At 46.2% G+C, this 12,495-nt stretch carries 9 protein-coding genes; 3 read left to right on the plus strand and 6 right to left on the minus strand.

What is annotated here, in order from left to right; genetic code table 11:
* The first annotated feature begins 234 nt into the window (after positions 1 to 234).
* Complete coding sequence (locus tag AC6RGY_RS15150) at positions 235 to 2,268, plus strand: SBBP repeat-containing protein (protein WP_499864385.1); 2,034 nt, start codon at positions 235 to 237, stop codon at positions 2,266 to 2,268.
* 123 nt (positions 2,269 to 2,391) lie between these two features.
* Here AC6RGY_RS15150 and AC6RGY_RS15155 read toward each other — a convergent pair whose 3' ends face one another.
* The 5 genes from AC6RGY_RS15155 to AC6RGY_RS15175 all read right to left on the minus strand — a co-directional run bounded on the left by AC6RGY_RS15155 (position 2,392) and on the right by AC6RGY_RS15175 (position 8,545).
* Entirely contained in the window at positions 2,392 to 2,634 is a 243-nt protein-coding gene (locus AC6RGY_RS15155) for a hypothetical protein (protein ID WP_499864387.1), read from the minus strand.
* Complete coding sequence (locus AC6RGY_RS15160; protein WP_499864388.1) at positions 2,600 to 4,696, minus strand: DUF7948 domain-containing protein; 2,097 nt, start codon at positions 4,694 to 4,696, stop codon at positions 2,600 to 2,602. The genes AC6RGY_RS15155 and AC6RGY_RS15160 overlap by 35 nt, the downstream gene beginning before the upstream one ends.
* 155 nt (positions 4,697 to 4,851) lie before the next feature.
* The gene (locus tag AC6RGY_RS15165; protein ID WP_499864389.1) at positions 4,852 to 5,190 is read right to left on the minus strand and encodes a YolD-like family protein; all 339 of its coding nucleotides are present in this window, start codon (positions 5,188 to 5,190) and stop codon (positions 4,852 to 4,854) included.
* A 571-nt stretch (positions 5,191 to 5,761) separates the two neighbouring features.
* Complete coding sequence (locus tag AC6RGY_RS15170) at positions 5,762 to 6,058, minus strand: hypothetical protein (protein ID WP_499864391.1); 297 nt, start codon at positions 6,056 to 6,058, stop codon at positions 5,762 to 5,764.
* A gap of 411 nt (positions 6,059 to 6,469) precedes the next feature.
* Positions 6,470 to 8,545, minus strand: coding sequence for an SBBP repeat-containing protein (locus tag AC6RGY_RS15175; protein ID WP_499864392.1), 2,076 nt, complete (start codon positions 8,543 to 8,545; stop codon positions 6,470 to 6,472).
* A gap of 137 nt (positions 8,546 to 8,682) precedes the next feature.
* Between AC6RGY_RS15175 and AC6RGY_RS15180 the strand changes: the two genes are divergently transcribed.
* Positions 8,683 to 10,221: a multicopper oxidase family protein gene (locus AC6RGY_RS15180; protein ID WP_499864393.1), complete on the plus strand. Its 1,539-nt coding sequence runs from the start codon at positions 8,683 to 8,685 to the stop codon at positions 10,219 to 10,221.
* Between the two features lie 89 nt (positions 10,222 to 10,310).
* On the opposite strand, the gene AC6RGY_RS15185 is transcribed toward AC6RGY_RS15180, so the two are convergent.
* Positions 10,311 to 11,000: a Bax inhibitor-1/YccA family protein gene (locus tag AC6RGY_RS15185; protein ID WP_499864395.1), complete on the minus strand. Its 690-nt coding sequence runs from the start codon at positions 10,998 to 11,000 to the stop codon at positions 10,311 to 10,313.
* 170 nt (positions 11,001 to 11,170) lie between these two features.
* On the opposite strand from AC6RGY_RS15185, the gene AC6RGY_RS15190 reads away from it, so the two are divergent.
* Positions 11,171 to 12,454: an MFS transporter gene (locus AC6RGY_RS15190; protein ID WP_499864396.1), complete on the plus strand. Its 1,284-nt coding sequence runs from the start codon at positions 11,171 to 11,173 to the stop codon at positions 12,452 to 12,454.
* Positions 12,455 to 12,495 lie beyond the last annotated feature (41 nt).

The raw sequence follows: 12,495 nt of genomic DNA on the forward strand, positions 1-12,495 counted from the left end.
TCTCACCTGTCATCCAGTTCGCTTCGAACTCATCAACTGCTATACCCAATCCTATCTCCACGACTTCCACCTAGATAAGTCGAATAGACAAGCGCTCTCCTACCATTCAACTTGAGCGAATGTTTCAATCTACAACGATGTCCAATCCCCCTGCATTTATTGATCATATTCTTACTATATACACAAATAAATTACTATGATTACCCATCTAGAAAGGAGAAATAGAGAAATACCATGCATAAAAAACTAAGTTCACTTCCAGTTTCATCGAATTCTCTCCTTACAGATGAAAGAGAAACCACGCTACTTTATCATATAGAAAAGAAAGGTGTTCAGCTCTATTGTTATCCCGATTGCATAGACTTCTGTTTCCCTTCTATCCCTAAACCAGAACAATTTCGTCTATGTTTTATAAACGCCAACCCAAAGCCAAGAGTAACCTCCAATCTAACAGCAAAGAGTATTACCTATAACGAGCTATGGCAGGGAATTGATTTTATCCTTTCTGAAAAAGACGGCCAACTCAAATACGATGTTCTTGTGCATCCCGGTGCATCTGTAGATGATGTTCGCTTTACCTATGAAGGAAAAGACGGAATCCATCTCAGTGAGGAAGGGGATTTATTCGTTTATACCCGACAGGGCATCTTGCGCGAGGAGAAACCCGTCAGTTTCCAATGGGAAAGTGGAAAGAGGAAGACGATCTCCACCTCCTTCTGTTTACATGCTGACGACTCTTTTGGCTTCTGTCTAGAGGAGAAAGTTGATCCCCTGAAGCCACTCCTGATTGATCCTGTTGTCTTCTACTCCACCTATTTGGGAGGTCTGCAGGGCGGCGATTCCATTATCAGTATCGCAGTGGATGATCAGCGGAATGCATATGTGACAGGACTCGCCGCAAGCGGATTTCCCATTACAACGGGTGCCTTTCAATCCATCTATCCTGGGGGAGAGTTTAGTGCATTTGTTACAAAGATCAATGATACAGGAAGTTCTCTGATTTATTCCACTTATCTTGGTGGCAATAGCAATGATCAGGGAAACTCGATCGCCGTGGATGCAGAAAGGAGCGCCTATATCACTGGAGCGACCAATTCTCCTAATTTCCCTGTAACGCCTGGTGCCTTTCTAACCACTCCTCCCTCCTTTGATAATGTTTTTGTTAGCAAACTAAATGAAGATGGAAGTTCACTCATTTATTCCACCTACTTAGGAGGTTCCAGCAACGGAAGTGGAATTGCGGTCGATGCAGATCTAAGTGCTTATGTAACCGGATTTACATCCTCTACGAACTTTCCCACAACGACAAATGCCTTCCAAACACAGTATGGAGGAGGACTCATCGACGTATTTGTTACCAAGTTGAATGCGACTGGTTCAGGGCTGGAGTACTCCACCTATCTTGGGGGACGTGCGCGTGATCTCGGAAAAGGTATCGTGCTCGATGAACAAAAGAACGCTTATGTCACAGGAAATACCGATTCAACTAATTTCCCTATAAGTGCAAACGCTTTTCAAAGTATACTTGCCGGCGGTAGTGATGCGTTTGTCACCAAGTTAAATGCGACCGGAACTTCCCTTGTCTACTCCACCTATATCGGTGGGAGTGGTGTTGATGCAGGGAATGCAATTGATCTGGATGGAGGAGACAATGCGTATATTGCCGGCAAAACAAATTCCACCAATTTTCCCACATCACTCAATGCCTTTCAAACGGTGTATCCTGGGGGGGCTAACAGCGCCTTCGTCACCAAATTAGATATGGATGGCAGTGGTCTCATCTATTCCACTTTCCTAGGTGGGGGAGATACGGATGTAGGAAATGGAATTGGAGTCACCTCCTTCGGAGAAGCATGGATAACAGGGAGCACCAATTCGACCAACTTCCCCATCACATCGGATGCTTTCCAAGACAGCTTAGGGAGAGATTTGAATAACGATGCGTTTGTTACCCAGTTAAGCTATTCTGGGCAAGGCCTTTCCTTCTCCTCTTATTTGGGCGGAGATTTCGATGACTTTGGAAATGCCGTCGCTATGGATGCTCTGAATAGCGCTTATATAGGTGGCTTTACCCTCTCTTTTAATTTTCCCGTCACCTTCAATGCCTTTCAGCGTCAAAGTCAGGGATTCGAGTCCTTCGTTGCCAAAGTAGGTCCACTGGTCGCAATTGGACCCACCGGTGCAACTGGAGCGATCGGACCTCGTGGTCCAAGGGGACCACGAGGAGCGAGAGGTCCACGCGGTGGCGAAGGAGAATTAGGAGGATAATTCAAAGAGAGATTGACGAAAACGGATTTTACCTGATCCATCTAATTGGGATAGATTCGAACCTATCGGTTCTAAAAGAAAAAAGCATCCGCTTTCGGGATGCATCCTACTTCAAGAGAGGTCTTAGCCACTAAACTCTTCGCCACCTGTACCACGCGGTCCTCTCGGTCCACGTAGACCTTGCGCGCCAGTGGCTCCTACCGGCCCCGTTGCGCCCGTTGGACCCGTTACACCGACGGAAGTGGATTCCCTAATTTTTGTCACAAAGGCATCATCTAGCCCCCCTGACATTGATTGAAACGCATTAAATGTCACAGGGAAATTCGTCGGTTTACAGCCCCATTTCTCCGCCACCACTTGCGCCACGCGGGCCTCTCGGCCCCCTCGGACCACGCCGCCCTATCGGTCCTCTAGGGCCTTGCGCTCCAGTCGCACCTATTGGTCCTGTTGCGCCCGTGGGACCCGTTATACCGAGAATAAGGTCCCCTACTTTGGTAACGAAAGCATCCATGCTTCCTCCTCCATAGATGGACTGAAATGCTGCAAAAGTGATGGGAAAATCTGTAGAAGCCGTACTACCGGTAAAATAAGCAGAGCCATCTGGGCCCACCGCGGCATCGTTTCCTGTATCACTTCCCTCGCCTCCAAGATAAGAAGAAAACATGACTCCCTGACTGGAAAAACTCATCTGTGTGACGAAGGCATCATTGCTACCAGCCAAACTATCTTGAAAAGCATCCGAGGTAACAGGAAAATTGGTCGAATCCGTTTGTCCTGTCACCCATGCCACTCCAAAATTGTCCACCGCCAGGCCCTTCCCATCTTCATTGCTACTCCCACCTAGATAAGTAGAGTAAACCAGGGCACTTCCCAATCCATTTATTTTTGTAACGAAGGCATCTGAGTTCCCTTTGATGGTGGTTTGGAAAGCGTTATTTGTTATGGGGAAATCAGTAGATCTTGTCGTCCCTGTGACATAGGCATTGTTCGCTCCATCCAGATCAATGGAACTTCCCATGTCTCCACGTCCCCCACCTAAATAGGTCGAATACACAAGCGAGGAACCAGAAACATTGAATTTCGTAATAAACCCATCATAGATGCCATCGGCAAATACCGTTTGAAAGGCACCTGAAGTAACGGGAAAATTATTTGATCCTGTAAATCCAGTTGCATACGCACTTCCCAGGCTATCCACGGCTATATCCATTCCGATAGTAAAAAAATCCCCTCCTAAAAAAGTGGAGTACACCAGTGCCGTACCCAGGGAATTGAATTTTGTCACAAATGCATCCTCAACCCCTCCCATCTGGGTTTGGAAGGCACCTGAAGTTATCGGGAAGTTGTTTGTATTTGTAAAGCCTGTTACATAGGCATTCAAGCTATCGTCTACAACGATCCCATTTCCTTGAGTCGCACAAAATTCTCCCTCATCAAAACCACCTGGACCATTTAAATAGGTTGAATAAAGGAGAGAGCTTCCGGTCGCATTCAGCTTCGTAACAAAGGCACTCCCGAATGCCTCAAACATCGTCTGGAATGCTCCCGATGTTACAGGATAATCAGTGGACTTCGTACATCCCGTCGCATAAGCCTGGTTCATTGCATCCACCGCAATCCCCTTCCCTTCATCCTCGCTTCTTCCGCCAATAAACGTCGAGTAAAGGAGAGAGGTTCCCGCTACATTCAACTTACTCACAAATACATCACTCATACCAGCATAATTTGTTTGGAAAACACCGGAGGTAACGGGAAAGTCGGTAGAAAAAGTCGTTCCTATGACATACGCATGGTGCGTCGTATCCACTGCGATACGATTTCCTTCATCGCTACTACTTCCACCTAGAAACGTTGAATAAAAAACAGTGGGATCAATAACAAGCACTTTTGTTGTATCATACTCCTCTTTTTCCACCACAAACCCCAGCGATTGATCCGAATGCAGACAGAACTGGGTCGAAATATTTCGTTTCCCTTGCAACGTCTCTTGAAAGCTAATCGGCTTTTCTTCACAAAGCATGCCGTGAGGCGTTCGGACAAACAAGTCACCCTGCTTGGTTATTGAAATTCCCTTCCCACCCTCATAACGCAAACGGATATCGTCCAGACATGCCATGGGTTGAACAATAATATCGTATTTTAGTTGCTCGCCATTTCCGGAGAAAAGAAGATCAATTCCTTTCCATACCTCTCGATAAATCACCTTTCTTTCCGTCACATCCCATGCCATCCTCACATGTGGATTGGTGCCCACAAACTTTAAAGTGAGGATCTCCTGCTCATCCACACCGTCAAACCCAAGCTCCACGTAATCTCGATAAAAGGTAAATCGACAACCTACTCCATCTGCGCGACAGAAATAGTCCGTCTCCCTTTCCTCTTCTCCATCCGCTACAAATACAAGCGAACGAAACACTGCCTTCTCCACTTTGTATCCTCCTATTGGGTATTTGATGGCTACATTTGGCGTTCTTCCTTATAGCCAACCTATGTCATGATCCAATAAATGGTGTGGGTACAAGTGTGTCGCTTCACGGGCGTTGCTTCGCTACCGTATTCGGGATACATACATCCACTGAATAGCTACACTTCCTCTACACTTACCATCCGTTGAAACGGAATTAACTCATAATCCCCTTCACTTTCTAGCTTAATCCACCGCTCATTCGCATTAATCTTCGTGATGATCCCGCTTTGCTGCTCTACTCCATATTTTCCTGCATAACAAACCCTTACTGGGCAACGTTCTATCATCGATTTTTCAATGGCATATCCGATTTCACTTATAGCGTCCTCCGACAACTCCGGTTTCACGTACTCTTTCGCCTTTCGATTCTGTTCGTGAAAGCGAGCGACGTGCTCGGGCAATACCATCCGATGCCCTTCCCACATTTTATTACCACGATCAAGTATACGGGACATTCTTCATCACCTCACCTCTATTATACACGAACAATAGTTCTCACAGAACAAACGATCGCTATAAAAAAGTGCCCAATCTTAGTAGCAGACCCTCATCGCAATAGATCTGATAAAAGAAGCGCCGTGCCCAGTCCGATATCTCCATCTCTTCCCCCTAGATAAGAAGAGCACGGTATTCCCTGACCAGAGTAGCTCATCTGGGTAACAAACGCATCAGATCCTTCGCTTGCGAGTTATATAGAATCCCTCATAGCACTCTAATCTATGATCGAAAAGGAGGTATCGGCGTGTGTAAACCTTACTCGGAGATGGAGTCAACGGACCGATTTCTTCACTTTGAAACTTGATCAAAAAAGAGCATCCACCTTCGGGATACCCTTTTTCCATCAAAGTACGATCCTATCCGCTTCATTGGGGTGAGAGCGGAGAAGCCTATTTATATTTCAAGAGAAATGGATCGAGGATGATACAGAGGAGAAGAAATAAATAATGGAAGCGCTCATCATATTTGCACTTATAATCGTACTTATCCTAAGAGTATCCTCACCAACTTAACATAAGTGAGAGAGGTTCAACTGGACTGACTCAGCATCTGACGCAAATTCAAAATCTCCAATTCCTTCTCCCCAATAATCTTTTTTAATTTTTCCATTTCTTCTGATAAATTATAGTACTTTCCGTTTTTATCACTCCCATTTCCTTTTCGGGACTGCTTACGGAGACGACGATCGGTAAAATTCCCACCCTGATGCTGCTGGACCCATTGACTTAATGTTTCAGAAGATATGTGATAATCGTTCGCCACCCCTTCATAGTCTCCACTTATCAAAACTTGTTGCACAATATCCAATTTTCTCTTCTTACTCATCTCTCTTTCTCTCACTGTAAATCTCCTCCCAAACCCTAGATAGAACCGAAATACCTAACCATCCATCTGAGCAATCGGTCCCTGTACCTCTATTCTATCCACAAGAAGTCCAACATGTTTTAGACTCCTTACTCGAAATAAATAATTTAATCAATATACCTAAAGAAAGATCAATAAGTCTCCTTATGGATGAGGCATCTATACATAGGACCTCCTACCTATAGTGATAGGAACACCATGAAAAACACCTACCCTATGAGAAAAGTGCCTCTAGGTTCACTGCTCTCTTCGACTTCTGACAAAAGAAAAGCACCCGCTATCGGATGCTTGGATGCTTCCTTTTAAAGTGAATATTATCCATAGTCATCTCCGCCACATACCACGCGCTCTTCGTGGGCGGATGCCACAAGATTAGACACCCATCTCGCCTTCTCCCATTCCACGCGGTCCTCTCGCCCCTCTTGGTCCCCTTGGACCACGCCGTCCTCGTGGCCCTTGTGGACCTTCTGCTCCGGTTGTCCCCGCTGGACCTGTCGCACCCGTCGGTCCAGTCACACCGACCATGGCCCCTAATTTCACAGCGAAAGCATCGTTGGCTCCACCGCCAAAAAGAGTCTGAAATGCAGCAAAGGTCACAGGGAAGTTGGTGGAATTCGTAGTCCCGGTAAGATACGCATTATTTTGTGTATCAACCGCAATACCACTTCCACTCTCATTCAGTGTTCCTCCGAGAAAAGAGGAGAAAGAGATTCCCTCACCAGAAAAACTGAGTTGCGTTACAAAAGCATCTTGTGGTCCATTTAAATGAGCCTCAAAGGCATCGGAAGTAAGTGGAAAATCGTCTGACTGTGTACTCCCTGTCACCCATGCATAGCCGAAAGAATCCACCGCAATCCCCATACCCAAATCCTCCGAACCCCCACCCAAATAGGTGGAGTAAACGAGAGCGCTACCTGCTGCATTCAACTTTGTAATAAATGTATCCGTACTTCCCCCAGACAGGAGGGTTTGAAAAGCATTGTTGGTTACCGGAAAATCAGTAGAATTGGTAGAACCAACCACATATGCCTGGTTGGCACCATCCAGGGAAATCCCCCTTCCTCCTTCAACCTGTGTCCCACCTAGGTAGGTAGAATAGATCAGAGAGGAGCCCAAGGCGTTTATCTTGGTGACGAAAGCATCCGTTGAGCGGACCAGTGTTTCTTGAAAGGCACCCGACGTTATAGGAAAATCAGTCGAGTTGGTATTCCCTGTAACATAGGCTTGAAAGCTATCATCTACCGCGATAGAGAATCCCGCATCACTTCTTCTCCCGCCCAACAGTGTCGAGTAACTCAGCGAACTTCCATCCGTATTCAACTTGGTGATAAAGGCATCCACAAACCCTCCGGAAACGAGCGTTTGCTGAAAAGCCCCCGTTGTCGTTGGGAAATCAGTTGAAGAAGTGAAACCCGTAACATACGCCTGGTTCAATGAATCCTGCGTAATCCCATTCCCGATATCAGAAGAAGAACCTCCCAGATATGTGGAGTACAGAAGCGAACTCCCCGATATATTTACCTTCGATACAAAAGCCGAGCCTCCACCACCAGGATTAACCGTCTGAAAGGCTCCTGATGTAACAGGGAAATCGGTCGAAAACGTTTGTCCCGTCACATAAGCATTGGAGGAGCTATCCACTGTGATGCTATTCCCCCGATCCGTAGTGCTTCCCCCTAAGTAGCTAGCGAATAGGAGAGAGCTTCCATCTGTATTCACCTTAGCGATATAGGCGTCAGATTCTCCTCCGCCGAAATTCGTCTGGAACACTCCAGAGGTAATCGGAAACCCTCCACCCGTTTCCCCTGTAATATAAGCCTCACCCGTACCATTTACCGCGATGCTCGTTCCGGAATCATCTCCTGTTCCTCCCAGAAAGCTGGAGTAAAAAACAATCGGGTCAATGAGAAGCTCCTTTGACGGATCATAGCCTTCTACTATAAAGCCAAAAGAATCATCATGATGCAAGCAAAATACCGTTTGCAGTCTCTTCTTCTTCCCTGCCACTTCTTGAATGCTAATCGGCTTCTCTTCACAGAGAATACCTAAGTGAGTATGGACAACCAATTCTCCCTTTTCATTTATCCCAACTTCTCTTCCGCCTTCATACCTCATGCGGATCATCTCCAAACATGCACCCGGATGAACGACAAGGTCATATTTTAATTGTTCATCCTGTACAGTAAATAGGAGATCGATCCCAGACCAAACACCTTTATAAATCAGCTGTTCCTTTACAGAGTCCAGCTTCATCTTCACCTGGGGTTGAGCATGAAGCAATCGAAGAGTGATTTTCTCTTCTTCACCCCTATCATTGAATTGAAACTCTACTCGATCAGGAAAAAAGCAAACACGCCCTCCCTCTCTGATTACGGTATAAGAGACATCGCTATTCCGTTCTTCTCTGTTCTTCTGAAAAATAAATGATTTAGATAACTTCGATCTCATTTTCCCACCCCTTCTTTTATCCCTCTCCACCAGTGGCAGAACACTCATATGACCAGTTATATGTTGGTCAAATGAAACAGGTGTGGGCACATCTGACACTGGAACACGATAAAAAAAAACAACACCGAGGTGATGAGATGCACTTGCAAAAATTTATGGACCCGCTACCGATCCCGCCGAATGCACGCCCTACCGGGACCTATTGTGGTTATTCTTACTATGAGCTCACCATGACGCAATTTAAACAATCACTCCATTCCAGCCTCCCCAAGACGACCGTCTGGGGGTTTAATGGAATCTATCCCGGTCCCACTTTTGACGTGACTCCCTATCATCCGATCTATGTAAAATGGCGAAACCATCTTCCAGATAAGCACCTGTTGCCCATTGACCACTCCATCAACGGAGCCGGGACCCATATACCCGATGTACGTACCGTCACCCATTTACACGGAGGAGTCAATCCCCCGTTCTTCGATGGTTATCCGGAGGCATGGTTTACACGCGATTTTCAGCAAACAGGGCCCACCTTCACCACAGAGATCTACCAGTATCTCAATCCGCAATCTCCGGCCACCCTCTGGTATCACGATCACGCCTTAGGCATTACGCGCTTAAATAATTACGCGGGACTCTCCGGACTTTACCTCATTCGTCATCCTCAAGAGTCCCTGCTTCGCCTTCCGAGTGGCCCTTATGAGATTCCCCTCGTCATTCAAGATCGGTCTTTTCATCCAGACGGCTCTCTCTACTATCCCGCTCAGCCTTCGTATGCTCAACCCGATTGGCCTCATCCCTCCATTGTCCGATACTTTTTTGGTGATACCATCGTCGTAAACGGAAAAGTGTGGCCCTATGTGGAAGTGGAGCCTCGCAAATACCGCTTTCGTATATTAAACGGGTCCAACTCACGCTTCTTACGCTTGCGACTCAGTTCAGGCGATCCCATCATACAAATTGGTACCGATCAAGGTTTTCTTCCCCAGCCTGTTCCCATTAACCAACTCCTCTTGGGACCCGCTGAGCGAGCGGATATTCTAATCGACTTTCACCACCATTTCGGACGAAACCTTCTTCTTATGAACGATGCCCCCACTCCTTTTCCTGATGGGGACCCTGTTCCTCCTGAAACAACCGGCCAAGTCCTACAATTTCGTGTTCAGAAACCACTTCAGCGAACAGATACGAGCTGTATTCCTCCAATGCTCGCTCCCATTCCAACCCTTCATCCAACTCCGGCCACGACTGTTCGCTTTCTTACACTTAATGAAACAAAGGATCGCTATGGGCGCCCGCTCATGCTTCTTGATAACCAACAATGGCGGGACCCCGTCCGTATCCGACCCAAGTGGGGAACGACAGAAGTGTGGAATTTCATCAACCTAACAAAGCTCGCACATCCTATTCATATTCATCTGGCTCCTTTTCTCATCCTTTGTCGCAGGCCATTCGATCGAGACAGTTATCAAGCGGGGGGTCCCATTCCCTATACCCAACCCGCCATTCCTCCCGCTCCCAATGAGAGAGGGTGGAAAGATACCGTGATTGCCCCACCTGGCGAAGTAACCAGCATTATCGCTCACTTTGCACCTTACGCAGGCAGGTACATCTGGCATTGTCATATGCTTGAACATGAAGATTATGAGATGATGCGCCCCTTTATCGTAGAAGGATAGATAGAGGAGACTCGTAACCAATGTAAGGACAAAAAAAAGAAGCATTCATCACCTACCCGTGTGAATGCTTCTTTTTTCTATAGATTTCTCTAATCTCTGTTTCCCAAGATGCGCAACAAGAAGATAAACATGTTAATAAAGTCAAGATAAAGCTCCAACGCTCCCAAAATAGCTACTCTGGTGGTCGTATCTTCATCCATCGTCAACTCTGCTTGCATCCGCTTAATCTTCTGCACGTCAAAAGCCGTTAAACCACAGAAGATGAGGACTCCAACGTAGGAGATCACCCAGTACAATACACCGCTTGCCAAAAAGATATTAACCACACTAGCGATAATCAATCCGATTAAAGCCATAAACAAAATACTGCCTAGCTTGGAGAGATCCCGCTTCGTTACATAGCCAATAAGGGCCATCGCTCCAAACATAACCGAGGTAACACCAAAGACAGCAGCGATCGATCCCACTTCATAAATAGCCAACAAGGGCGTTAAGGTTACACCATTCAACGCCGCATACAAAAAGAAAAGAAAACTAGCCGTACCTACTGCTAACTTATGTACTCGTGCCGCAAGGAAAAAGACCAAGATGAGTTCGCCAATCAATAGCCCGAAGAACACCATCATGTTTTGTTCAAAGTAACGAATCAGGCTACCGTCCGCAAGGACAATAGCGGAAACGACGGCAGTCAAAAATAATCCAGCAAACATCCAACCAAAAACACGTGTCATTAATCCAGTGCCCGCAACCTGGTTTTGTGAATCTACTTGGGGATTCATCGAATCAGACTCCTCTTCTTCTATCTACAAATATAATATTATACAATCAGGCATTCGTCTACCACTTCTCAGTAAGAAAAACTTATATTCTCCTATTTTCACCATGCTTATTGACCCTCAGTACATATCGTGATAATATATCGTCATGATATGTTGGGAGTGAATTTAAAATGAGTCAAATAGCTTCTCAGTCATCACTTTTAGGCAATCGTCGCTTTCGCAACCTTTTTTTCGCTCAAATATGCTCTGATTTCGGTAATTGGTTTGATTTCATTGCGATTTCCAGCTTAATCGTCTATCAATGGCAATTAGGAGCCACCGCACTTGCTGCCTATGCCGTCAGTGGTGCATTGCCATGGATTTTGGTCGGTCCGCTTGCCGCAGTATGGGTGGATCGCTGGCCACAGCGTACGACAATGATCCTATGCAACTTACTCCGTATCCTCGTCATCGTCGGATTCATTTTCTCCCCTAATTTGTGGATCTTATTGCCACTCGTATTTTGTAAAGAAGTGCTGGATGCGCTCTTTGATCCTGCTAGACAGAGTACACTACGTCTCATCGTTCCTTCTGAAGACCTCATGAAAGCCAACAGCTATAGTCAGTTTTCTATGAATAGCGCAAAAATCTTCGCAGCATTTCTCGGTGGAATCATTACCGCGGCAGCAGGAATCACGACTGTCTTTCTCATTGGGATCGTGGTCTTTGCTGTCTCGACCATTTTTCTCTCCCAACTCTCCATTCCTAAAAATGCACTCAAAGTAGAAGAGGAGATTCCCTCCTCTACTTACTGGTCTGATTTACAAGCAGGATTTCAAGCTATTCTTCACAATCGTATCCTCTTGTTTCTAGTCACTGTGATGGGAATGGGGATGTTCTTAACCTTTCTCTGGGATACACTCATTCCTCTCTGGCACGCAAACCAGTCGTTTGATGAAAAAGAGTTTGGCATCAGCATTACGATCGTTGCCATTGGCAGTCTGACTGGAGCCATGGTATTGGGGAAATGGAGTAAGTTTGTGCAAAAACCATTTCTCCTCATGATCCTTGGTGGACTGTTGGGAGGGGTGGCCATCGTAATCCTCGGCTTAGGGGGAACCACCCTCATTCAGCTTCCATTTGCTCTATGGTTAGTCATTTGGCTCATTCTAGGATTCGTTGGCCCCTTCTTCGCTATCCCGAGTGCCACCATACTTCAACAGGAAACGCCACCAAATTTAATGGGGCGGGTCTCTTCGCTCAACAATGCTATACAAAATGGAGCCATCCTTACTGCTCCTTTCATTGGAGGGTTATTGGCCGATAGAATCGGTCTCGGAAGTGTCTTTATCCTCGCCGGTATGGGTCTTATTCTCCTTTGCATAGGAGCCAGTCTCATAGCCAAAGCTAATAACCTTTCACCCGGTAGTTCTGCCATAAAAGAAGATCCGGTGGGAACGGCCCATATAGGTTAGAGCAAGGAGTTGCCTTCTCCTTCACACACAAAAAAAGCACC

This window comes from Mechercharimyces mesophilus, assembly GCF_059818345.1.